Origin of the sequence: Petropleomorpha daqingensis (assembly GCF_013408985.1) — a bacterium.
In the GTDB taxonomy this organism is placed as follows: Bacteria; Actinomycetota; Actinomycetes; order Mycobacteriales; family Geodermatophilaceae; genus Petropleomorpha; species Petropleomorpha daqingensis.
The window spans coordinates 2,867,725-2,888,982 of sequence record NZ_JACBZT010000001.1 but is presented as its reverse complement, the minus strand read 5'-3'; the positions used below and the strand labels follow the sequence as shown (position 1 = coordinate 2,888,982).

Genomic DNA, 21,258 nt, shown 5'->3' with positions numbered 1-21,258 from the left:
AGAATTCACCGGTGAGCATCGCCGGGCGGTTCGAGCAGGCGCTGACCTCGGTGACCGAGGCCGGACTGGACGGGCCGGAGCTGCTGCCGACCCGCCTGGCCCGGGCGATCGCCCGGATGCTGCCCGTCGACGGCGCCGGCATCAGCCTCTCCGGCCCCGAGGGACGGCGGATCCCCCTGGGCGCCAGCTCCGAGGCGGCCGCGACCGCCGAACGGCTGCAGTTCACCGTCGGCGCGGGTCCGTGCATGACCGCGCAGGAGACCCGCGAGCCGGTGTTCGCCCAGTACGGCGACCTGCGCCGCCGGTGGCCGGCGTTCGCCGACCTGCTGCAGCAGCGCACTCCGTACTGCGCGGTCGTCGGGCTGCCGCTGCGCGAGGCGATCTCCGGGCTGGGAGCGATCGACCTCTACTTCAGCGGCGAGGACTCCGTCCCCGACCTCGACGTCTTCGAGGCGATGGCCGTCGCCGACCTGGTCACCTCCGCGCTGTCGGAGACCGCGGTGTGGTCGGACTGGGAGCCCGGCCGCGGCCCGGAATGGCTGCACGGCCCGACCGCCGAGCGACGGGCGAAGGTCTGGGAGGCGATGGGCATGATCGCGATCGTCCTCGAGCTCGACACGGCCGCCGCCCTGGCCGTCCTCCGGGCCGCGGCGTACGCGACCGACCGGACGGTGGACGACATCGCCGAGGACGTCGTCGAGGGCGCCCTCGACCCCCAGGACCTGCGCGGGCCGGGTCGCTGACTCAGGCCACGAAGGCGGAGATCTCCAGACCCGCGGCCTCCAGCGCCGTCCGCACTCCCCGGGCCAGCTCGACCGCTCCCGGTGTGTCGCCGTGCACGCAGATCGAGTCGACGGCGACGTCGACCGCGGTGCCGTCGACCGCGACGACGACGCCCTCGGCGGCCATCCGCACCGCCCGCTCGGCGACCACCCGCGGGTCGTGCACGAGCGCGCCCGGCGACCGCCGCGGGACGAGCGTGCCCTCCGGGGTGTACCCGCGGTCGGCGAAGCCTTCGGCGACGGTGCGCAGCCCGGCGGCCTCGGCCTTGCGCAGGAACACCGAGCCGGGCAGCCCGAGCACCGGCAGCTCGCGGTCGTAGGCGGTCACCGCCTCGACCAGCGCCTTCGCCTGCGCCTCGTGGGTGACGACGGCGTTGTAGAGGGCACCGTGCGGCTTCAGGTAGCGCACCCGTCCGCCGCCGGCCCGCGCGATCCCGTCGAGGGCGGCGAGCTGGTAGAGGACGTCGTCGGTCAGCTCGCCGGGCGCGACGTCGACGAACCGGCGGCCGAACCCCGCGAGATCGCGGTAGGAGACCTGCGCGCCGATCGCCACACCGTTCTCGACCGCGCCCGCGCAGACCCGGCGCATCGTCGACGGGTCGCCGGCGTGGAACCCGCAGGCGACGTTCGCGCTGGTGATCACGCCGAGCAGGGCGTCGTCGTCCCCCAGCGTCCAGACGCCGAACCCCTCCCCCAGGTCGGCGTTGACGTCGATCGTGCTCACACCGACGCCGTCCCGATCAGCCCCTTGCGCGTGACCAGCCCGGCCAGCGCCTCCTCGGTCAGGCCGTCGGAGCCCTCCGGACGGCGGGGCAGCACCATGTAGCGCGACTCCGCGCTGGCGTCCCACACCGCGATGGAGGTGGCCGCCGGCAGCTCGAGACCGAACTCGCGCAGCACGCCGCGCGGGTCGCGGACCACCCGCGACCGGTAGGCCTCGCTCTTGTACCAGCTCGGCGAGGGGCCGAGCAGCGCGATCGGGTAGCAGGAGCACAGCGTGCAGACGACGACGTTGTGCTCCTCGGCGGTGTTGGCGACGACCTTCAGCCGCTGCTCCTGGATGCCGCCGGCCATCGACAGCCCCACCTCGCGGATCGCGCTGTTCGCGTCGGCCAGCAGCCGATCGGTGAACGCCGGGTCGACCCAGGCGCGGGCGACGACGCGCGCGCCGTTGGCCGGGCTGCCACCCGCGAGGAACTCGTCGATACGGGTGTCGATCTCCCCGGGGTCGAGCACGCCGCGCTGCTCCAGGAACGCCTCGACGGCCCGCACGTCGGCCGAGATCGCCGAACTGGCGTGGTGCCCGCTCATGCCTGCTCCTCCGCCGGCGTCAGGTAGTCCTCCCACAACTCGACGGTGACCGAGTGGTCGCCGCCGCCGAACAGGTCCGCCGCGGCGAAGCGCACGTGGTAGACCGGCTGCGGATCGGGCCGCAGGCCCCGCGCGCGGTCGTCGGCCAGCGGGTGCCGCCCGGCCGGCTCGACCACCGTGCCGACGGCGCCGCGGGCGTACCGCGGCAGGCGGGTGTGCCCGGCCGGGTCGAGAGCGCGGGTGCGCACCCGGTCGCCGGGAGCGAAGCGGTCAGCCACCGGTCAGCTCCTCGGCCGTCGCGACGCCCTTCTCCACGAGCAGCGTGCGGATCGCGGCGAACCAGCGCTCGTAGTAGGAGGCGCCCAGGTACTCCTCGACCGGCAGCCGCTCCTGGGCGTCGCGGAACTCGTCGAGGTTGTAGATGCCGCGCTTGATCAGCGCCCCGTTGAGGGCGAAGACGTGCGCCTCCCAGTCGGAGTGGAAGGGGGGCTCGTCGGGTTCCTCGACGATCGCCGGGAAGCCGGCCATCCCGCCGACGTCGTTGATGCGGGCCACGAGAGCGTTCCTACCGCACGGCCGGGGACCCGTCAGCCGGTCTGGCCGGTGTCGGCGTGCGCGACGCCGACCGGCTTGGACTCCGGTGAGCCGCGCTGACGCAGGTAGACGGCGAAGATCGCCATCGAGCCGACGGCGAGCATCTCCGACTGCCAATTCTGGAAGGACCGGTTCCAGAAGTCGGCCTGGCCGAGGTAGCCCAGAAAGGTCTCCGGGTCCTGCCGCTGGCCCAGCTGCTGGCTGTTGAACGCCGCCCAGCCCGCGACCGCCGACGCGGCCCAGGTGAGCAGGAACAGCGTGCCCATGAGCAGGCCGAGGGACCGGGAGAACACCGCCGTCCGCCAGCCGCCGACGCGTGCCCACAGCGGGGAGTCGACCTCGGCGTGCCGGCCGACCCTCTGCTCCCGGTCGGACTCGGTCCCCTCGTCGCCGGGGTCCTTGGACTCGCTGGAGCCCTTCTGGACCAGCCAGACGGTGGCGAGGATGTAGAGGAGGAACTGCAGGTACTCCGACTGCCAATTCTCCATCACGTCGACGGCGAACGACGACGAGGTCACGTAGTCGAGGAAGCCGACCTGCGGCAGCCCGTCGGCGACCTGCTGGGCGTTGAAGTCGGCGACGCCGGAGATCGCCTGCCCGACCAGCGTGATCAGGAACAGCGCGCCGAAGGCGAGGCTCAGCGCGTTGTTGCGCAGGAAGCCGTAGCCGGGCTCCTTGACCGTGGTCATCGCCCGGCCAGCCCGAGTGCGATCGCGTACGCGATGCCCAGCACGAGAACGACCAGGTAGGTCACGAAGACCGCCCGCACACCCTTCACGGCCCGTCCACCTCGCAGTCGTACGGTTCCTCGCCGCGGGACTGGCAGCCGGCCGCGGTCACCTTCCAGCCGGTGTCGGTCCGGGTGAGGAACAGGGTGTCGCCGCCCAGCTTGGCCTGGGCGTCCCCGCCCCAGATCTCGACCGAGCTGACCTCGCCACCCGGCAGCTGGACGTCGGCGATGGCGTTCGCGCACGGCGCGGAGGCGTCGGACTGGAAGGTGGCCAGCGTGGCGGGGGCGAGCAGGTCGCAGCGCGCCTGCGCATCCCCCGACGGGTCCTCGAAGGCGGTCGCCACCTTCGACACGTCGGGCTCGCCGGCGCCGGCGCAACCGGTCAGCAGGACGGCCAGCAGCCCTGCCCCCGCGAGCATCCATCGACGCCGCATGCCGGTTCGCTACCCCTGTTGCGTCCCCGACCAAACGATCATCACCCGGGCGGGCGGCGGGTCCGGCTGGTTACCGTGACCGGCGTGGCGCGGGTGGCGGTCGTGGGCGCCGGGCTGGGCGGACTCGCGGCGGCGGCCCGGCTGGCCGCGCTCGGTCACGAGGTCACGGTGCTCGAGCAGGCGGCCGAGGTCGGCGGCAAGCTCGGCTGGTTCTCCCGCGACGGCCACGGCTTCGACACCGGCCCCAGCCTGCTCACGCTGCCGCAGCTCTACCGCGATCTGTTCACCGCGACCGGCGCTGCGCTGGACGACGTCCTCGACCTGGTGCCGCTCGACCCGGCCGCCGAGCTGCGCTTCCCCGACGGCACCCGGCTGCGGATGCCCGGCCGCCGGGCCGACGTCCCGGCCGCGCTGGACGCGGCGCTCGGGGCGGGGGTGGGCGCGCAGTGGGCGGCGCTGATGCGCCGGGCCGAGGACATGTGGCGGGTCGCCGAGGAGCCTTTCCTGCGCTCGCCGCTGGCCGGGGCGGCGACCCTCGCCCGGCTGGCCCGCAACCCCGCCGACGTCGCCACGATCGCGCCCTGGCAGACGCTGCGCGGGCTGGGCTCCCGGTACCTGAGCGACCCCCACCTGCGCACGGTGCTCGACCGGTACGCCACCTACTCCGGTTCGGACCCGCGGCGCGCGCCGGCGGTGCTCGCGACCGTCGCGCACGCCGAGCAGGAGTTCGGCTCCTGGTACGTGCGCGGCGGGCTGCACCGGCTCGGCCTCGCGGTCGCCGAACGGGCGCAGGCCCGCGGCGCGGTGCTGCGGACGTCGTCGCCGGTGGCCCAGGTGCTGCTGGAGGGTGACCGCGCGTGCGGCGTGCGGCTGGCGTCCGGCGAGACCGTGCGGGCGGACGTCGTCGTCGCGGCCGGCGACGCGACCGCGCTGTACCGCGACCTGCTGCCGGCCGACCGGCGCACCCGCGCGGTCCGCGGCGCCCTGGCCCGCACCACGCCGTCGCTGTCGGGGTTCGTGCTGCTGCTCGCGCTGCGGGGCCGCACGCCGGGGCTGGCGCACCACACGGTGCTCTTCCCCGAGGACTACGACGCCGAGTTCGACGCCGTGTTCGGCGGGCGCCCGGTGGCGGACCCCACCGTCTACGTCAGCGCGCCCGACGACCCGGCCACCCGCCCGGACGACGACAGCGAGTCGTGGTTCGTACTGGTGAACGCGCCGCGCCACGACCCGGCGGGCGGCGTCGACTGGACGGCCCCCGGGCTGGCCGACGCCTACGCCGAACGGGTGCTCGACGTGCTGGCGCGGCGGGGGCTGGACGTGCGGGACCGGCTGACGTGGTGCGTCGTCCGCACCCCGGCCGACCTGGAACGGGACACCGGCAGCGTCGGCGGGTCGATCTACGGGACGTCGAGCAACGGCGCGCGGGCGGCCTTCCTGCGGCCGGCCAACGCCTCGCCGGTGCCGGGCCTGTTCCTCGTCGGCGGCTCGGCGCACCCGGGTGGGGGTCTGCCGCTGGTGGCCCTGTCCGCGGAGATCGTCGCCGGGTTGGTCGGGCCGGCCTGAGTCAGCCGTCGAGGACCGCGCGGAGAGCGGCGCGGGCCAGCCGCGGGTCGGTGAGCACCGCGGTGCTGTCGACGAACTGGTCGACGCTGCCGACGGGGGGCAGAGCGGCCGTCTGCTCGTCGGTGATCCGCGCCCGCAGCGCGTCGGCGAAGCGTGCCGCGTCGAGCACCTGGAATGGCCGGTCGTAGTACGCCCGGGTCGACTCGTCGAGCGCAGCGGTGAGCCCGAGGGCGTTGTGCCGCGCGGCCAGCAGCCGGTACGCCTCGCCGAGGGCCGCCTCCCTCGCCGGCCAGTCCTCCGCCGCGAGCGCGCCGCGCAGCGCCGGGCCGAGCCGGTCGGCCGACGGTGCCCGGGAGAACGCCGTCCCCAGCCACTTGGCGTACGGGGCGTGCCGGCGCTCCATGAGCAGCGCCAGCCGCATCGCGTCGCGCACCAGCCGACCGGTCTCGATCCGGCAGCCGAGCTCGTCGCCCACCTCGGCGCACCGCCCCGGGAAGGCCTCCTCCTCCGCGATGCGCTGCCACTGGCAGGCCATCAGGTACCACCACAGCTGGTCGGGGTACCAGCGCAGCCGCTCCCGGACGGCGTCGAGCTCGCCCAGCCCGTCGTGGAGGACGACGCCGCCGGTGACCTCCGCGAGCCGCTGCCCGGGGGTGGCCAGCCAGTCGAACGTGGAGACGCCGGCCCGCGGGTCGAAGCCGAGCGAACGGGCGAACCAGTCGGCCACGCCGGTGACCTCGATCCAGGGCGACCAGCCGGCGATCTGAGCGGGGAGCCGTTCGGACAAGACGGCCCGGACCGGTTCTGCGAAGGCCTCGACGTCGTCGTCGCGCAGGAACAGCTGGAGCCGCGGCCCCCAGTCGTGGTCCGTGGAACGCACGGTGTCGTAGCCGAGGACCTCCGAGCCGGTCCCGATGCGCGCCGCCGAGCACGGCAGCTCGGGGAAGCACTCGGCGAGCAGCGGCCGGACCTCCGCGACGAGCTGCCGCGAGAGCTCCAGACCGGGGAGGAACGACGGTGTCACCGGCTCACTGTGCCGGACCTCTGCGAGACTCGGCTGTGTGCAGGTCGGATACCTCGGACCGCTGGAGGTCCGCGACGGGGAGCGGCTCGTCGTGGTGCCCGGCGCACGGCTGCAGCAGCTGCTGATCGCGCTCGCGCTGGAACCGGGCCGCTGGGTCTCGGCCGGCACCCTCGCCGACGCGGTGTGGGGCGACGAGCTCCCGGCCGATCCGGCCAACAGCCTGCAGTCGCTGGTGTCCCGGCTGCGCCGCACCCTCGGCCGGCCCGAGCTGGTGCAGCAGTCCGCAGCGGGCTACCGGCTGGCCATCGAGCCCGACGACGTCGACGCCGTCCGGCTGGAGCGGCTGGTGGCCGAGAGCCGGCAGCTGCAGGCCCGCGGGGAGACGGCCGCGGCGCGCACGGTCCTGCAGGAGGCCGCCGGGCTCTGGCGCGGTGCCCCGCTGCTCGACGGCGACTCCCCGGAGGCGGCCGGACGGCGGGCCGCGCTCAACGACCTGCGCCTGGAGGTCGTGCTGGAGCAGGCCGGCCTGCTCGTCCGCGAGGGACGCCCGGCCGAGGCGGTGCCGCTGCTGGAGGAGCTGACCGCGGCGGCTCCGCTGCGCGAGGACATCGCCGGCGCGCTCATCGACGCGCTGGCCGCCGCCGGGCGCCCGGCCGAGGCGCTGGCCGCCTACGAGCGGGTGCGCACCACGCTGGCCGACAGCCTGGGCACCGACCCGTCCCCGGCGCTGCGCGGTCGGCACCTCGAGCTGCTGCGGGACGCCGACCGGCCGGCCGAGGTGCAGACCAACCTGCGGGCGGCGGTCACGAGCTTCGTCGGCCGCGAGGACGACGTCGCCGCGGTGCAGCAGCGCCTCGCCGCCTCGCGGCTGGTCACGGTGGTCGGCGCCGGCGGCTCCGGGAAGACCCGGCTGGTCAGCGAGGTCGCCGCCCGGCTCGTGGACACCGGGACGCCGCCGCTGCCCGACGGCGTGTGGCTGGTCGAGCTCGCCTCGGTCACCGAGCCCACCGCCGTCGCCCAGGCGGTCCTCGACGGCCTCGGCACCCGCGACATCGTCATCCCCGACCCGGTCGGCGAGTACCAGCAGCGGCGCGCCGCGCGGCAGCGGCTGCTGGAACGGCTGCGCCAGGCCGAGTGCCTGCTCGTCGTCGACAACTGCGAGCACCTGGTCGACGCCGTCGCCGAGGTGGTCGCCGAGCTGCTGGGGCGCTGCCCCGGGGTGCGGGTGCTGGCCACCAGCCGGGAGCCCCTGGCGATCGAGGGGGAGACGCTCTACCCCCTCGGCCCGCTCGCGGTGCCGGCCGAGGGCATCGTGCCGGCGGAGGCGGCCGCCAACCCCGCCGTCCGGCTGCTGCTCGACCGCGCCCGGGCAGTCGACCCCGACGTCGTCCTGGACGACGCCGTCGTCGAGATCGTCCGCCGCCTCGACGGCCTGCCGCTGGCCATCGAGCTGGCCGCCGCCCGGCTGCGGGTCTACTCCCCCGCCGAGGTGGCCGAGCGGCTGGCCGACCGGTTCCGGCTGCTCACCGGCGGCCGGCGCACCGCGACCCCGAGGCACCGGACGCTGCGCGCCGTCGTCGAGTGGAGCTGGGACCTGCTCACCCCGCTCGAGCGCGAGGTCGCCGAGCACTTCTCGCTGTTCGCCACCGGCGCCACCGAGGAGGCGGTCGCGGCGGTCACGCCGAGCTGGATCGCCGGGACGGCGGACGAGGAGCTGGCCGACGTCCTGCACGCGCTGGTCGACAAGTCCCTGCTCACGGCGACCCGCACGCCCGACGGCACCCGGTTCCGGATGCTGGAGACGCTGCGCGAGTACGGCGGCGAGCGGCTGGCCGAGCAGGGGCTGATCACCGCCGCCCGCACCGCGCACGCCCGCTGGTTCGCCGACCTGGTGCGCGCGCAGGACCAGCGGCTGCGCGGCCCCGAGCAGCTCGACGCGCTGCGGGTGCTCGACACCGAGCGGGACGACGTCCTGGCCGCGCTGCGGTTCGTCGGCGACGCCGGTGACGCGGTGGCCGCGGTCGACCTCGCCGTCCACCTGGGCTGGTACTGGCTGCTGCGGGAGAGCGGTCAGGACGCCACCCGCTGGACGTCGTTCGCGCTGGCGGTGCCGGGCGCGCGGGAGGCGCCGGGCGGGGTGCTGGCCGAGGCGCTGCAGACGGTGCTCGGGTTCGCGATCGGCACCGAGACCACCGACCTGCGCGAGGCGCAGCGGGAGCTCGTGGAGCTGGCCGGCCGCCTGGAGGCCGACTCGCACGCGGGCGCGAAGGTGCTGACCCCGCTGCTGCTGTTCATGGGCGAGGAGCGGGAGGCCGCCGGCGTCGCGCTGGAACGGGTGCTCGGTGATCCGGATCCGTGGGTGCGCGCGGCCGGCCGGCTGGCGCAGCTCGCGTACGCCGAGAACGACGGCGACGTCGACCTGATGCGGCAGCACGGCGACGAGGCCGTGGTCGAGTGGGAGGCGCTCGGCGACCGGTGGGGGCTGGCGGCGATGCTCTCGACGCGGGGGCAGGTGCGCACGCTGGACGGCGACCTGCTCGGTGCTGCGGAGGACTACGAGCGCGCGCAGGAGTGCATCCGCCAGCTCGGCGGCAACTACTCCGACGACGTGATGGTGACCATGCGGCTGGCGGAGCTGCGGCTGCGGGCCGCTGATCCGGCCGGCGCCCGCGAGTACCTCGAGGTGCTGCGCGGCCAGCGGACGTTCGGCGCCGGGAAGCCGCTGCAGCAGATCTTCATCGCCGCGATCGAGGCCGGGATCGCCGTGGCCGAGGGCGACGACGCGGGCGTGGCGGGCGCCTACGAGGCCCTGCGCGAGCTGCTGTGCACCCTGGGCACCCCGTCGCTGATGACCGCGCACAGCGGCGCGATCGGGCACGCCATCGCCGCGGAGCTGGCGGTGAAGCTCGGTCGGATCGACCGGGCCGGGGAGCACGTGCGCGAGGGCTACGCCCAGGCGCTGCTGACCAACGACAAGCCGATCCTCGCCGCGGTGGGCACGGCGGTCGCCGCCTGGGCGCTGGCCCGCGGCCGGGCCCGCGACGCCGCCGTCCTCCACGGGGCGTCGACGCGGCTGCGCGGCAGCGACGACACGACGAGCCCGAGCGTGATGCAGCTGGTCACCGAGCTGCGTGCCGAACTGGGCGAGGAGTACGAGGTCGCCTACGCCGAGGGGATGGCGCTGGACGCCGACGCCGCCACCGCCCGCATCGACCCGGAGGCCGTGCAGGCGGTGGCGGTCGCCGACTGATCAGGCGCGGCGGCGGTAGGCGCGGACCGCCAGCGGCATGAACACCACCAGCAGGATCGCCATCCAGACCAGCGTCCACATGAGGTGCTCGGCGACCGGGCCGCCGATCATCAGGCCGCGGACGGCGCCGACCAGGTGGCTGATCGGGTTGACCTTGACGAAGGCCTGCAACCAGCCGGGCAGCGTCTCGGTCTGCACGAACACGTTGCTGCCGAAGGCCAGCGGGAAGATCAGCAGGAACATGATCCCCTGCACCGCGCCCGGGGTCCGCACGATCATCCCGACGTAGACCGAGATCCAGCCGAAGCAGAGCGCGAAGCCCATCGCCAGCGCCAGCGAGGCCAGCACGCCGGCCCAGCTGGTCGGGTCGAAGCCCATCAGCGTGCCGACGGTGATCATGACGACGAACAGGATCACGTAGCGGACCAGGTCGGCCATGACCGCGCCGACGAGCGGCGCGGAACGGCCGATGGGCAGCGACCGGAACCGGTCGAAGACGCCCTTCTCGATGTCGGCGTTGAGGTTCTGGCCGAGCGAGACGCTGGCCATGGCGATCGTCTGGCCGAGCAGCCCGGGCAGCAGGAACTGGAGGTAGTCCTCCTGCGAGCCGCCGGCGATGGCGCCGCCGAAGATGTAGGTGAACAGCGCCAGGAAGATGATCGGCTGGAGGGTGACGTCGATCAGCGCCTCGGGGGTGCGCCAGGTCTTGATCAGGCTGCGCCGGGCGAGGACCTGGGCCTGGCGCCAGAGGGTGCTGGTGCGCGGGGCCCCCGCGCTGGCCAGGGGCATGGGCCGGGCGGTGCCGGCCGGAGCGGTGGTGGTCATGCCGCCTCCTCGGTGGTCTCGTCGGTGGGCCGGCCGGTCAGGGTCAGGAAGACCTCGTCCAGGCTCGGCAGGTGCAGGGACAGTTCGCTGACCGTGATGCCGTTGCCCGCGAGCCGGCCGACCAGCTCGGGGAGCAGCGAGTCGTCGTCCACCGGGCAGGTGAGCTCGCCGCGGGTGCTGGTCTCGGGCTCTCGGCGGGTGAGGTCGGTGAGGATCCGCCGCACCTCCTGCGTGCGGCCCGGGTCGAGGGGCCGCACCTTCAGCCGCTGGCCGCCGATGTGCCGCTTCAGCCCGTCCGGGGTGTCGTGCGCGATGACCCGGCCGTGGTCGATGACGGTGATCTCGTCGGCCAGGGCGTCGGCCTCCTCCAGGTACTGCGTGGTGAGCAGCACGGTCGCGCCGTCGGCCACGACCTTGCGGACGACGTCCCACATCTCCTCGCGCTTGGCCGGGTCCAGACCGGTCGTCGGCTCGTCGAGGTAGATGACCGACGGGCGGCCGACCAGGCTCGCGGCCAGGTCGAGACGACGGCGCATGCCGCCGCTGTAGGTCTTGGCGACGCGGCCGGCGGCCTCGGTCAGGTCGAACCAGTCAAGCAGCTCGGCGGCGCGGGCGCGTGCCTCGCGGGTGCTGAAGCCGAGGAGCTGGCCGATCAGCAGCAGGTTCTGGGTGCCGGTCAGGTCCTCGTCGACCGAGGCGTACTGGCCGGTCAGGCCGATGCGGGCACGGACCTCGGCCGGCTGCTTGAGCACATCGAAGCCGGCGACGCGGGCGCTGCCGGCGTCGGGCTGCAGCAGGGTGGCGAGCACCCGGACGGCGGTCGTCTTGCCGGCCCCGTTGGGGCCGAGGACACCGAGAACGGTGCCCTCGCGGGCAGCGAGGTCGACGCCCGCCAGCGCCTGGGTCTCGCCGAAGCGCTTGGTGAGGCCCTCGGCCTCGATCCCGTACGTCATGGATCTCTCCCTTCGTCGGCGTCGACGATGAAGGGAGGCGCCGACGGGTCACGCACACGCCGCTGACACGGCGTCCGGCGCGGTGTCAGCGCAGGTCGCGGGCGTCACGAGGGCGCGTCACCGTTCACGACTCACCGATCCGTAGCGAAAGCTCTCCACGAACGCCTACCCGGCTCGAGCGTGGGGTTGACGACCGCACTTGCATTTTGCAAGTGTAGCCGCATGAGCCTCTTCATCACCTGCCCGGTCGAGAACGTCGAGCGCGCGACCGCCTTCTACACCGCCCTCGGCTGGACCCTCAACGCAGAGATGTCCGATCACAACGTGTCGTGCTTCGCGATCGCGCCCGAGCAGTACGTCATGCTCGGCAGCCGCGAGATGTACGCGAGCGTCGGCGGTGTCGAGGAGCGTGTCGGCGGGGCCGACACGCCCTCGAAGGTCACCGTCTCGTTCGACCTGGGCAGCCGCGAGGCGGTCGACGAGCTCACCGAGCGCGCTGGCGCCGCCGGCGGGCGGATCGGTGACACCGATGACTACCCCTTCATGTACCAGCGCCAGTTCGACGACCTCGACGGATATCACTACTCGCCGTTCTGGATGAAGCCGGCCGCCGATCCGGGCGCGTGAGCGACCTCGCCGCGGCCCTCGACATCGTCGGAGCCCGGTGGGCCCTTCTGGTCGTGGAGCGGCTGCTCGACGGGCCGCAGCGCTACGGCGATCTGCAGCGCGACCTCGGAGTGCCGACGAACATGCTCGCGACCCGCCTGCGCGAGCTCGAAGCGGCAGGCGTACTGACCCGCCTGCCGCTCCGGCACAACACGCGGGCCTACGCGCTGACCGATCGCGGGCTCGCCTTGCGCGAGGCGATCGTCGCGCTCGCACGCTGGGGCGCCGAGCAGGCCTAGGCGTGGCGCGGCATCGCGATGCGCTGCAGGGCCTCAGCCGTGGCGGGCCTTGTGGTGGTCGTGCCGGCACAGGCGGCACAAGTCGGTGCAGGGGTGCTAGCGATCCGTCCTGCCCTTCCAGGCGTCCTGGGCGGCGTCCTGCGTCCGCGGCGTCGCGCCCTTGGTGACGACCGAGTTCAGCTGCCGCTCGACCTCGAGACGCCGGCTCCACCGCGCGCGGTGCATCGCCCCGCCGCTGAGCGGGGTGGCGCCGCGCTTGCGGGCGTCGCGGTCCCACCACCAGGAGAGGACGGCGAGACCCACGAGGAGCACCGCGACCGAGCCCCAGAACACCCACACCATGGGCGGATCATGGCCGTTCCGTAATCAGCTGTCCATCACCCGCCCGCGGGGTGTCAGCTGCGGTGCCGACCGCCGTCCTCGGTGCCGACGTGGTCGTCGGCGAACTCGCGGCCCTTCTCGATCTGGGCCGAGTGCTTGCCGCCGGTCTTCTCGTCGAGGAACTCCGCCGCCTTCTCGAAGACGGCGTCGCTCTTCTTCTCGCCCTCCTCCGTGTCGAGGAAGTCCTTGGCCTTCTTGCCGAGCTCGCCGAAGTTCATGACCCGGTCCTTTCCCCGGCATGCTGGGCCCATGCCGGATCCCGTCGATCTCGCTGCCGTCCTCGCCACCTTCACCGAACCGTGGCAACCCCGCACCGTGGCGACGCTCAACGACTACGACATCAGGGTCGTCAAGGTCCATGGCGAGTTCACGCGGCACACGCATCCCGACACCGACGAGTTCTTCCTCGTGCTCAGCGGCTCCATGACCATCCGTCTGGACGACGGCGACGTCACCCTGGGCCCGGGCCAGGTCTACGTCGTCCCGCGCGGCACCGCGCACCAGCCGGTCTCGCCGGACGGTGCCGAGGTCGTGCTCGTCGAGCCGAGCGAGACCGTGAACACCGGCGACAACCCCGGCGCGCTCACCGCCGAGCGCCGGGTCGTCTAGCCGCGCGCGCTGCCGTAGCCGAGCAGCGCCGCCAGGCCGAGCGCGCTCCTGGCCGCGTACGGCATCCGCCACAGCCCGCCGTGCACCGCTGCGTGCGCCTCGTCCTGCCACGGGTGCGCGTGCGCCGGTCCGCCGCCGGTGTGCAGGTCGTGGACCAGCAGCGCGGCCATGAGGACGTTCGACGTCGCCGGCTCGAACACCTCGACGCCGAAGCGGTGCGCGCCCGCGTACGCCGCGGCCAGCGCGCGGTTCTTGACCACCGACCGGGTGCGGGTGGGCGGTGCGACGTTCATCGACACCGTCGTCCCGCCGGCGCGGGCGGTCGTCGCCCGCCACCGCTGCAGCCGCTTGGCCAGCGCGTAGTTCGGCCCCTGCTGCGCGACCAGGACGTCGGCGATGCCCGGATCTGCGCCCGGGACGTAAGCCCGGCGCAGCAACCGCCCCGCCGACAGGGCGCGCAGCGGCCGGGCGACCATCTTCGCCCGCGTCGAGCGCCCGGCGTACGCGGCCGCCGAGTGCGCCACCGCCGTGCCCGGGACGGCGAAGACGTCGGTCGGCGTGGCGAGGAAGGCCAGCGCCGTCTCCGGCCGCGCCGCGAGCAGCCGCAACGTGAGCGCATCGACCGCCATCGACACCTGCACGTTCGCCGCGCCGTCGGCGTAGACGTAGTTGCCGAGCACCGGCGTGCCGGGCAGGCCGGCCACCCACTCGGCCACGGCCGGCATCTCCGTCACGAGGTCGGCGCCCGGCGGGTCGCCCGGGACGAGCAGGGTGCCGGCGTTGCGCCGTGCGGTGTCCAGGACCCGCTGCCACAGCGGCGGCCTGGGCAGGTCGACGCCGGCGACCCGAGCGCCCCAGCGCAGCAGCGACGGCAGCGGCCCCATCTCGGCGCCGGCCCCCAGGACGACGACGGTGCGGTCGGGCAGCCGCAGCCACTCGGGGTTGGCCAGGACGGTGCGCACCGCCTCGGCCGCCGACGGCTCGAGCACGCCCCCGTCGGCCCACGTGTCCAGCCGGCGGCGCAGCTCGTCGCCGCGCAGCCGGGTGCCGCCGTAGGGCAGCGAGAACTCCTCCTCGCGCTCGCCGGTGCCCTGCACCTGCGTCGTCTTCAGCGAGCGCGACGGCTCGGTCCACGCGTCGAGCGCGATCTCGCCGCCGTCCTGCGCCACCCGCATGCGCTCGTGCAGCGACGTCAGCCCGGCCGCGGCGATCGACCCCGCGGCGTCGGCGGACGTCAGCCCCGCCTCGACGAGCCGGCGGAATTGCACGAGGTACCCGGCGCGCCAGTTGGTCTCCTGCTCGGCGGCCAGCGCCCCGGCCGGGTCGACCGGGCGCAGCGCGTCGGCGACGACGGCCCGGCCCAGTGCGGCGGTGCTGCGCCGCCCCTGCGGACCGGCCGGGAAGACGACGCCCTCGTCGGTCACCCGACACCCGCCCCGTGCCGGCCCTCGCCGCCGGCGAAGCGAGCCGCACCGGCCGCGGTGTCGGCGGCGATCGAGATGAGGCCGTGGCGGAACTCGTTGGCCAGCGCCGCGGCCTCGTCGAGCCCTTCCTGCTCCAGCACCGACGCGCGGTCCTCGCGCAGGCAGGTCTGCGGGAACGCGGCGAGCTGCCGCGCCAGGCCCTGGGCGGCGGCCAGCGCCTCCCCCGCCGGGACGAGCCGGTTGACCAGCCCGATCGCCAGCGCCTCGGCGGCGTCCACCGACCGGCCGCTGAGGATCAGGTCGAGCGCCCGTCCTCTTCCCACGATCCGCGGCAGCCGCACGGTGCCGCCGTCGATCAGCGGCACACCCCAGCGCCGGCAGTAGACACCGAAGACGGCGGTCTCGTCGGCGACCCGCAGGTCGCACCACAGCGCCAGCTCCAGCCCGCCGGCGACCGCGTGCCCGGCGATCGCGGCGATCACCGGCTTGGACAGCCGCAGCCGGGTCGGCCCCATCGGCCCGTCGCCGTCGGGCTCGGTGCGGTTGCCGGTCGCCGTCCCGACCGCCTTGAGGTCGGCGCCGGCGCAGAACGTGCCGCCCTCGCCGTGCAGGACGGCGACGGCGGCCTCGTCGTCGGCGTCGAACGCCCGGAAGGCGTCGGCCAGCGCGGCCGCGGTCGGGCCGTCGACGGCGTTGCGGGCGGACGGCCGGGACAGCCGCACCGTGGTGACCGGCCCGTCGCGTTCGACCGTCACGCTCACAGCGGCGCTCCCGCCTCCAGCCAGCGCACCAGGGTCCGCACGCCGAAGCCGGTGCCACCCTTGACGATCTCGGCGTCGTCGGAGGCCGCCCGCGCCGGCCCGGCGACGTCGAGGTGCGCCCACGGCAGGTCGCCCGCGAACGGCCGCAGGAACAGCGCGGCCGTCGTGCCGCCCGGGTTCCCGGGCGCGTTGTTGGCGTCGGCGACGTCGCTGTCGAGCAGGTCGGTGTACTCGTCGGCCAGCGGCATCCGCCACAGCCGCTCCCCCGCGTGCGCCCCGGCGGTGGCCAGCGCCTCGGCGAGCCCGTCGGTGGTCGCGTACAGCCCGGCGGTCTTCACCCCGAGCGCGATCTTCATCGCGCCGGTCAGGGTCGCGACGTCGATCAGCGCCGTCGCGCCGAGCTCCAACCGCGCGTAGGCCAGGCCGTCGGCCAGCACCATCCGGCCCTCGGCGTCGGTGTTGAGCACCTCGGTGGTCCGCCCACCGACGTGCCGGACGACGTCGGCCGGCCGGTACGACGAGCCGGAGACGGCGTTCTCCGCAGCCGGGACGACGGCGGTGACCGCGACCGGCAGCCCCAGCCGGGCCGCGGCGTCGACCGCCGCCAGCACCGCCGCGCCACCGGCCATGTCGGTCTTCATCTCCCGCATGCCGGCGGTGGGCTTGATCGACAGCCCGCCGGTGTCGAACGTGATGCCCTTGCCGACCAGCGCCGGGTGGTGCGCGGGCGCGCCCGGCGGCCGGTAGGAGGCGACGATCACCCGCGGCGGGGTGGCCGAGCCGCCGCCGACGGCGAGCACGCCGCCGAACCCGCCGGCCTGCAGGTCGTCAGGTTCGAGCACGTGCACGGTGACCGAGTCGAGGCCGGCCAGCCGCTCCCCCGCCTCGGCCGCCAGCCAGGCCGGGTTCTTCACGTTGCTGGGGGTGTTGATCAGGTCGCGGGCCCAGGCGACGGACCCGGCCGTGACCTGTCCGGCCCGCGCGGCGGCGGCGAGGTCGCCGGCGTCGGTGGCCACCACGGTGAGGGTGTCCAGGCGCGGCGGGTGCGGCTTCGAGGTCTCGCGGAACCGGTAGCTCGCCAGCAGCGCGGCCTCGACGGCGGCGCGCACCTCGTCGGCGCCCGCGGGCGCGACGGTGGTGTCGACCGGGAGCACCAGCCGGCGGGCGCCGTGCTCGGCGAGGGTCTGCGCGCGCCGGACCGCGGCCGCGGCGTACCCGCGCACATCGGGCAGCGTGGCGTCGCCGATGCCCACGGCGACGACGCTGCGCGGGTGCCGGCCGGGCACGGGCACGTCGGTGACCCCGCCGGGCCTCCCGCCGTTGCCGGTGTCGCTCAGCGCGCCGGCGACCAGGTCGCGCAGCTGCGCCGGCAGCCAGGCGGGCAGCGCACCGCGCGCCCCGACCGGGACCGCGAGGACGTCGTCCTCGGCCAGGACCGGCAGGTCGGGGACCAGGTCCACCCGCGGCAACGGCGCGGCCCCGGCCGCCGGCGAGCTGCCGGTGGCCGGGGCCGTGTCGTCGCGCGCGGAGCTGCCGGAAGGCAGGCTCGCCGCGGTGTTCAGCTGGTCGCGCCCTTCAGGGCCTCCGACAGCGCCTGCGCCTCGTCCGGCGACAGCTCGACGACCAGCCGACCGCCACCCTCGAGCGGTACGCGCATGACCAGCCCACGGCCCTCCTTGGTGACCTCGAGGGGACCCTCACCCGTGCGCGGCTTCATGGCCGCCATGCGTGCCTCCTTCGCCGGCCGCCCGACCCCTCCGCTCGGGGGCGGGACGGCGTCCGTCGCTGCAGTGCTCTTGGTCAATGATCCCGTATCCACCGCATCCGTCCAACACGAGCCCCCTCAGCGGGTGGCCGAGGTGGTGGCACGGAAGCACGTGGCCACGTGGTCGTCGACCATGCCGGTGGCCTGCATGAGGGCGTAGGCGGTGGTCGGGCCGACGAAGACGAAGCCCCGCCGCTTGAGCTCCTTGGCCATCGCGACCGACTCCGGGCTGGTCGCCGGGACGTCGACGAGGGAGGCCGGGCGGGGCCGCGGACCGGTCGGCGCGAACGACCACAGCAGCGCGTCGAGCCCCTCCGGCAGCTCCAGCGCGGCCCGCGCGTTGCCGATGGCCGCGGCGACCTTGGCGCGGTTGCGGACGATGCCCGCGTCGGCCATGAGCCGCGCCTCGTCGTCGGCACCGAACACCGCGACCTTCTCGATGAGGAAGCCCGCGAACGCGGCCCGGAACGCCTCGCGCTTGCGCAGGATCGTGATCCACGACAGCCCGGACTGGAAGGCCTCGAGGGTCATCCGCTCGAACAGGGCGTCGTCGCCGTGCAGGACCGTGCCCCACTCCTCGTCGTGGTAGCGCACGTACTCCGGCGCGCTCGTGGCCCAGCCGCAGCGGGGCGTCCCGTCGTCCACGGCCGGAACGCTAACCGGGGGTGACGACGGTTTCGGCCGCGGGCACCGGCGCGCTGCGGCGGGTGGCCAGCACGCAGCCGACGAGGACCAGCGGCAGGCCCAGCGCGATGCCGAGGGTGAACGGCTCGCCGAGCAGCAGCACCCCGAGGACGACGGCGACGGCCGGGTTGACGAACGTGATGACCAGCGACCGCTGCGGACCGACCTCGCGGATGAGCAGGAAGAACAACGCGAGGGCCAGCGCCGTGCACACGATGCCCAGCCCGACGACGGACAGCAGCGCCTTCGCCGAGGCGTGCACGGCGTCGCCGAGCTGCGGCACGGCGAACGGCGCGTAGACCACGGCGGTGACCGACAGCGCGATGGCGCTCGCGGCCACGCCCGGCACCTCGGGCAGCGCCCGGCTGACCACCATCGGGCCCGTGGCGTAGCCGACCACGGTGAGCGCGACGGCGGCGATCGGCAGCAGCTCGGCGCCGCTGACGTCGAGCCCGAGCAGCGCCACGATGCCGATGACGCCGAGCCCCATGCCGACCAGCCGGACGGCGGTCAGCCGGTCCTCGTCGCCGGCGATCCGCCCGGCCAGCGCGGCGACGAACGGCGTCGTGGCCACGAGCAGGCCGGTCAGCGAGCTGGACAACGTCGTCTCGGCGTAGGAGAGCAGCAGCCACGGACCGGCCATCTCGAGCACCGTGAACAGCAGCAGCGCCCGCCAGTGCCGCAGCGCCGGGCGCACCCAGCCCTGCGCGAGCGCCCAGGGCAGCAGGATCGCCGCGCCGACGACGCAGCGGCCGAAGACGACGAGCACCGGGGTCAGCTCCCCCACCGCGACCTTGATCAGCAGGTACGGGATCCCCCAGATGACCGACATCGAGAGGAACAGCACCCAGCCCCGGCGACTCACCCCGCGATCCTCTCAATCGGGACGGACACTCCACGTACGTCGTCCCTGCCTAATACCGTCGGGATCGTGCCGATGGATCCCGCCGAGCGCTTCGCCGTCCTCGTCGAGGTCATGGCGACCCGTCCCGGTGTCGGGCCGCCGTCCTCGAGCGGGCGGCGCGGGTTCGGGTCGGCCGCGCTCACCGTCGACGGCTCGATCTTCGCGATGGTCGTCGGCGGCGGCCTCGTGCTGAAGCTGCCCCGGCACCGGGTGGAGGGCCTGGTCGCCGCGGGCACCGGGCTGCCCTTCACCGCCGCCAACGGGTCGCCGATGCGCGAGTGGGTGGCGCTGGACCACGGCACGCCCGAGTCCGACCTGGCCCTCGCCGAGGAGGCCCTGGAATTCGTCCGGACGCGGAAGCGCTCCTGACCGGCGTGGACTGGTCGGCCTACGCGGCGTTCGTGGGGCTCGCCACCCTGCTCGTGCTCGTGCCGGGCGCCGACTTCACCGTGGTCACGCGCAACGCGCTGGTCGGCGGACGGCGGCGGGGCTGGTGGAGCGCGGTCGGCGTCACGTCGTCGAACCTCGTGCAGGGCGCCGCCGCCGCGGCCGGGCTGGCCGCCGTCATCGTGCGGATCGAGCCGCTGTTCCAGGCGATCCGCTGGGCCGGCATCGCCTACCTGGTCTTCCTCGCCGTCCAGGCCCTGCGCTCGGCGATCCGCGGCGAGTACCCGACCTCGCCCGACCCCCGGGCCTCCTCGGGGCAGGCGTTCGCCGGCTGGCGGCAGGGCTTCCTGTCCAACATCACCAACCCGAAGGTGCTGGTCTTCTACCTCGCGGTGCTGCCGGCGTTCCTCGGCGCGCACGCGCCGCTGTGGGCGCTGCTGCTGTTCGCCTCCACGCACGCCGCGCTCAGCCTGGTGTACCTGTTCGTGCTGGTCGCGGGCGTGCACCGGGCCCGGCGCTGGCTGGCCCGCCGCCGGGTGCGCCGGTCGCTCGACGCGGCCACCGGGGTGGCGCTGCTCGGCTTCTCCGCCCGCCTCGCGCTGGACTGATCCTCAGGCCGCTTCGGCGGCCTGCACCACCCGGACCGTGTGCCGGAAGCCGACCAGCTCGTGCCCGACCACCTCCACGACGGCCGACAGCGTCACCAGCGCGATCACCGTGACCAGCGCCGTCGTGTCCGCGGGCGACTCGAGATCCACGGGACCGTGCCGGCCGGCGATCGCCGCGACGACGACCGCGGCCACGAGCGGGATCAGCGTCAGGACGAACAGCGGCACGTGCGTCAGGTCGTAGGAGCGCATCAGCACGCTCCAGGTGGCGAAGATCGTCACGATCACGGCGCCGACGGGCACGGCGAGGGCGACGGCGATCTGCACCAACGAGACCTCCTGTTCCTCGACGGCGGCCGCGGCGACCCGTAGTCCGGCACCGACAGCGGCGATCGAGCCGAACATCGGCAGATGGGCGTACCGCCACGCCCACGTCCGCCCGGGCCACTGCTCGAGGATCGCCCGCGAGGGGATGAGGAAGTAGGCCCACCACAGCGACGCGGCCAGCACCAGCCCGGAGGCCGCGATCGCCCCTGCCGCGACCGACCAGCCCTGCGCCCCGGCCAGGGCGCCCACCGCACCCGTCGTGGCGGCGACGACCTCGCCGAGGGTGATGAGGGTCAGCAGGCTGAAGCGCTCCGCGATGTGTCCGGCGTTCCACGGCAGCCGCCCGAGCTTCCGCTCGGCCACCACCGGGGCCGCCATCTCCGCCAGCGCCAGCGCCACCAGCAGCGCGACCGTGACGGCGACCGGCGCGGGGACGAGCGTGGTGAGCACCCACCCGATCTGCGCGATCGCGATCATCACCGCGTAGGCCACCGCGGTCCGTCGGTGCTCCGGGTCCTGCCGGGCCGCCCGCAGCCAGAGCCCGATCAGGGGCACCCGCATGACCACGTACCCGACGACCATCAGCGCGTTGTTCGGGCTGTGCCCCTCCGCGGCGGCCTCGAAGCTCACCGGCAGGCCCAGGGTCAGCACGACGACACCGACCATCTGCACGATGGTCGCGACCCGGAACAGCGCGTCGTCGTTGCCGTAGGCGGAGGCGAACCAGGTGAAGTTCATCCACGCCCAGCTGACCGCGAAGATCGCGAAGACGTACGCGCCGACCGCCGGTCCGACCTCCCCGGCCGAGACGTGGTGCGCCAACAGCTCGGCCGCTGCACCGAACGCGATGACGTAGGTCAGGTCGTAGAGCAGCTCGATCGGGGTCGCCGACCGGTCCCGCTCGCGTGGGTCCCGACCGGTCATCGGCCGCAGGCGGTGCCGCAGGTCGTCGCGCAGCCGGGCCCGGAGGCCGGGGTCCACATCGGTCACGCGGACCATCCCAGGGCCTGCACCCCGGACCGGCAAGTGAAGCC

At 74.6% G+C, this 21,258-nt stretch carries 26 protein-coding genes; 8 read left to right on the top strand and 18 right to left on the bottom strand.

The window, feature by feature from the left end:
* Positions 1-11 precede the first annotated feature (11 nt).
* On the top strand, positions 12-743 hold the full coding sequence (locus GGQ55_RS14170) for a GAF domain-containing protein (protein ID WP_179717714.1): 732 nt from the start codon (positions 12-14) through the stop codon (positions 741-743).
* A 1-nt stretch (position 744) separates the two neighbouring features.
* Here GGQ55_RS14170 and GGQ55_RS14165 read toward each other — a convergent pair whose 3' ends face one another.
* The 6 genes from GGQ55_RS14165 to GGQ55_RS14140 all read right to left on the bottom strand — a co-directional run bounded on the left by GGQ55_RS14165 (position 745) and on the right by GGQ55_RS14140 (position 3,851).
* A complete protein-coding gene (locus GGQ55_RS14165; protein ID WP_366489318.1) occupies positions 745-1,506 on the bottom strand; it encodes a LamB/YcsF family protein in 762 nt (253 codons plus the stop codon).
* A complete protein-coding gene (locus GGQ55_RS14160) occupies positions 1,503-2,093 on the bottom strand; it encodes a nitrile hydratase subunit alpha (protein WP_179717712.1) in 591 nt (196 codons plus the stop codon). Before GGQ55_RS14160 ends, GGQ55_RS14165 begins: the two co-directional genes overlap by 4 nt.
* Positions 2,090-2,371, bottom strand: coding sequence for an SH3-like domain-containing protein (locus tag GGQ55_RS27840; RefSeq protein WP_179717710.1), 282 nt, complete (start codon positions 2,369-2,371; stop codon positions 2,090-2,092). The genes GGQ55_RS14160 and GGQ55_RS27840 overlap by 4 nt, the downstream gene beginning before the upstream one ends.
* Positions 2,364-2,648 (bottom strand): SH3-like domain-containing protein, encoded by a 285-nt coding sequence (locus GGQ55_RS27835; protein ID WP_179717708.1) that lies wholly within the window; start codon positions 2,646-2,648, stop codon positions 2,364-2,366. The genes GGQ55_RS27840 and GGQ55_RS27835 overlap by 8 nt, the downstream gene beginning before the upstream one ends.
* 32 nt (positions 2,649-2,680) lie before the next feature.
* Positions 2,681-3,376, bottom strand: a complete 696-nt coding sequence (locus GGQ55_RS14145) for a DUF6766 family protein (RefSeq protein WP_179717706.1) — start codon at positions 3,374-3,376, stop codon at positions 2,681-2,683.
* 85 nt (positions 3,377-3,461) lie between these two features.
* The gene (locus GGQ55_RS14140) at positions 3,462-3,851 is read right to left on the bottom strand and encodes a hypothetical protein (RefSeq protein WP_179717704.1); all 390 of its coding nucleotides are present in this window, start codon (positions 3,849-3,851) and stop codon (positions 3,462-3,464) included.
* 84 nt (positions 3,852-3,935) lie between these two features.
* On the opposite strand from GGQ55_RS14140, the gene GGQ55_RS14135 reads away from it, so the two are divergent.
* Positions 3,936-5,417: a phytoene desaturase family protein gene (locus GGQ55_RS14135; protein WP_179717702.1), complete on the top strand. Its 1,482-nt coding sequence runs from the start codon at positions 3,936-3,938 to the stop codon at positions 5,415-5,417.
* 1 nt (position 5,418) lies between these two features.
* Here the strand turns inward: GGQ55_RS14135 and GGQ55_RS14130 are convergent, their stop codons facing one another.
* Positions 5,419-6,441, bottom strand: coding sequence for a DUF4037 domain-containing protein (locus tag GGQ55_RS14130; RefSeq protein WP_179717700.1), 1,023 nt, complete (start codon positions 6,439-6,441; stop codon positions 5,419-5,421).
* Positions 6,442-6,478: 37 nt separating this feature from the next.
* Between GGQ55_RS14130 and GGQ55_RS14125 the strand changes: the two genes are divergently transcribed.
* Complete coding sequence (locus GGQ55_RS14125) at positions 6,479-9,691, top strand: AfsR/SARP family transcriptional regulator (RefSeq protein ID WP_179717698.1); 3,213 nt, start codon at positions 6,479-6,481, stop codon at positions 9,689-9,691.
* On the opposite strand, the gene GGQ55_RS14120 is transcribed toward GGQ55_RS14125, so the two are convergent.
* Complete coding sequence (locus tag GGQ55_RS14120; protein WP_179717696.1) at positions 9,692-10,516, bottom strand: ABC transporter permease; 825 nt, start codon at positions 10,514-10,516, stop codon at positions 9,692-9,694.
* Positions 10,513-11,469, bottom strand: a complete 957-nt coding sequence (locus GGQ55_RS14115) for an ATP-binding cassette domain-containing protein (RefSeq protein WP_179717694.1) — start codon at positions 11,467-11,469, stop codon at positions 10,513-10,515. The genes GGQ55_RS14120 and GGQ55_RS14115 overlap by 4 nt, the downstream gene beginning before the upstream one ends.
* A 222-nt stretch (positions 11,470-11,691) precedes the next feature.
* Between GGQ55_RS14115 and GGQ55_RS14110 the strand changes: the two genes are divergently transcribed.
* Positions 11,692-12,096 carry a VOC family protein gene (locus GGQ55_RS14110; protein ID WP_179717692.1) on the top strand — a complete coding sequence of 135 codons (405 nt, stop codon included), beginning with the start codon at positions 11,692-11,694 and terminating at the stop codon, positions 12,094-12,096.
* The gene (locus tag GGQ55_RS14105; protein WP_179717690.1) at positions 12,093-12,374 is read left to right on the top strand and encodes a winged helix-turn-helix transcriptional regulator; all 282 of its coding nucleotides are present in this window, start codon (positions 12,093-12,095) and stop codon (positions 12,372-12,374) included. Before GGQ55_RS14110 ends, GGQ55_RS14105 begins: the two co-directional genes overlap by 4 nt.
* Positions 12,375-12,470: 96 nt before the next feature.
* Here the strand turns inward: GGQ55_RS14105 and GGQ55_RS14100 are convergent, their stop codons facing one another.
* Positions 12,471-12,716, bottom strand: a complete 246-nt coding sequence (locus GGQ55_RS14100; protein ID WP_179717688.1) for a hypothetical protein — start codon at positions 12,714-12,716, stop codon at positions 12,471-12,473.
* 53 nt (positions 12,717-12,769) lie between these two features.
* A complete protein-coding gene (locus GGQ55_RS14095; RefSeq protein ID WP_179717686.1) occupies positions 12,770-12,973 on the bottom strand; it encodes an antitoxin in 204 nt (67 codons plus the stop codon).
* 31 nt (positions 12,974-13,004) lie between these two features.
* Here GGQ55_RS14095 and GGQ55_RS14090 point away from each other — a divergent pair, with 31 nt between their 5' ends.
* Positions 13,005-13,364: a cupin domain-containing protein gene (locus GGQ55_RS14090; RefSeq protein ID WP_179717684.1), complete on the top strand. Its 360-nt coding sequence runs from the start codon at positions 13,005-13,007 to the stop codon at positions 13,362-13,364.
* Here GGQ55_RS14090 and GGQ55_RS14085 read toward each other — a convergent pair.
* The 6 genes from GGQ55_RS14085 to GGQ55_RS14060 all read right to left on the bottom strand — a co-directional run bounded on the left by GGQ55_RS14085 (position 13,361) and on the right by GGQ55_RS14060 (position 18,863).
* Entirely contained in the window at positions 13,361-14,788 is a 1,428-nt protein-coding gene (locus GGQ55_RS14085; RefSeq protein ID WP_179717682.1) for a hypothetical protein, read from the bottom strand. The two genes, GGQ55_RS14090 and GGQ55_RS14085, sit on opposite strands and share 4 nt — an antisense overlap.
* Positions 14,785-15,549: a crotonase/enoyl-CoA hydratase family protein gene (locus GGQ55_RS14080; protein WP_179717680.1), complete on the bottom strand. Its 765-nt coding sequence runs from the start codon at positions 15,547-15,549 to the stop codon at positions 14,785-14,787. The genes GGQ55_RS14085 and GGQ55_RS14080 overlap by 4 nt, the downstream gene beginning before the upstream one ends.
* The gene (locus GGQ55_RS14075; protein ID WP_366489312.1) at positions 15,546-17,009 is read right to left on the bottom strand and encodes a leucyl aminopeptidase; all 1,464 of its coding nucleotides are present in this window, start codon (positions 17,007-17,009) and stop codon (positions 15,546-15,548) included. Before GGQ55_RS14075 ends, GGQ55_RS14080 begins: the two co-directional genes overlap by 4 nt.
* Positions 17,010-17,107: 98 nt before the next feature.
* Positions 17,108-17,275 carry a DUF3117 domain-containing protein gene (locus tag GGQ55_RS14070; RefSeq protein WP_091115270.1) on the bottom strand — a complete coding sequence of 56 codons (168 nt, stop codon included), beginning with the start codon at positions 17,273-17,275 and terminating at the stop codon, positions 17,108-17,110.
* A gap of 117 nt (positions 17,276-17,392) precedes the next feature.
* Complete coding sequence (locus GGQ55_RS14065; protein WP_179717676.1) at positions 17,393-17,959, bottom strand: DNA-3-methyladenine glycosylase I; 567 nt, start codon at positions 17,957-17,959, stop codon at positions 17,393-17,395.
* Positions 17,960-17,969: 10 nt separating this feature from the next.
* Positions 17,970-18,863, bottom strand: coding sequence for a DMT family transporter (locus GGQ55_RS14060; RefSeq protein ID WP_179717674.1), 894 nt, complete (start codon positions 18,861-18,863; stop codon positions 17,970-17,972).
* A gap of 66 nt (positions 18,864-18,929) precedes the next feature.
* Here GGQ55_RS14060 and GGQ55_RS26500 point away from each other — a divergent pair, with 66 nt between their 5' ends.
* Positions 18,930-19,271 carry a TfoX/Sxy family protein gene (locus tag GGQ55_RS26500; protein WP_218859279.1) on the top strand — a complete coding sequence of 114 codons (342 nt, stop codon included), beginning with the start codon at positions 18,930-18,932 and terminating at the stop codon, positions 19,269-19,271.
* 5 nt (positions 19,272-19,276) lie between these two features.
* Positions 19,277-19,897, top strand: a complete 621-nt coding sequence (locus tag GGQ55_RS14050; protein ID WP_179717672.1) for a LysE family translocator — start codon at positions 19,277-19,279, stop codon at positions 19,895-19,897.
* Positions 19,898-19,900: 3 nt separating this feature from the next.
* Here GGQ55_RS14050 and GGQ55_RS14045 read toward each other — a convergent pair whose 3' ends face one another.
* Positions 19,901-21,214, bottom strand: coding sequence for a low temperature requirement protein A (locus GGQ55_RS14045; protein ID WP_218859278.1), 1,314 nt, complete (start codon positions 21,212-21,214; stop codon positions 19,901-19,903).
* Between the last annotated feature and the right edge of the window lie 44 nt (positions 21,215-21,258).

What these genes read in the sequence shown, in the direction of transcription:
- GGQ55_RS14160 (WP_179717712.1), bottom strand. Translation starts at nt 2,093, where the DNA reads ATGAGCGGGCACCACGCCAGTTCGGCGATCTCGGCCGACGTGCGGGCC.
- GGQ55_RS14145 (WP_179717706.1), bottom strand. Translation starts at nt 3,376, where the DNA reads ATGACCACGGTCAAGGAGCCCGGCTACGGCTTCCTGCGCAACAACGCG.
- GGQ55_RS14140 (WP_179717704.1), bottom strand. Translation starts at nt 3,851, where the DNA reads ATGCGGCGTCGATGGATGCTCGCGGGGGCAGGGCTGCTGGCCGTCCTG.
- GGQ55_RS14120 (WP_179717696.1), bottom strand. Translation starts at nt 10,516, where the DNA reads ATGACCACCACCGCTCCGGCCGGCACCGCCCGGCCCATGCCCCTGGCC.
- GGQ55_RS14115 (WP_179717694.1), bottom strand. Translation starts at nt 11,469, where the DNA reads ATGACGTACGGGATCGAGGCCGAGGGCCTCACCAAGCGCTTCGGCGAG.
- GGQ55_RS14110 (WP_179717692.1), top strand. Translation starts at nt 11,692, where the DNA reads ATGAGCCTCTTCATCACCTGCCCGGTCGAGAACGTCGAGCGCGCGACC.
- GGQ55_RS14100 (WP_179717688.1), bottom strand. Translation starts at nt 12,716, where the DNA reads ATGGTGTGGGTGTTCTGGGGCTCGGTCGCGGTGCTCCTCGTGGGTCTC.
- GGQ55_RS14095 (WP_179717686.1), bottom strand. Translation starts at nt 12,973, where the DNA reads ATGAACTTCGGCGAGCTCGGCAAGAAGGCCAAGGACTTCCTCGACACG.
- GGQ55_RS14090 (WP_179717684.1), top strand. Translation starts at nt 13,005, where the DNA reads ATGCCGGATCCCGTCGATCTCGCTGCCGTCCTCGCCACCTTCACCGAA.
- GGQ55_RS14070 (WP_091115270.1), bottom strand. Translation starts at nt 17,275, where the DNA reads ATGGCGGCCATGAAGCCGCGCACGGGTGAGGGTCCCCTCGAGGTCACC.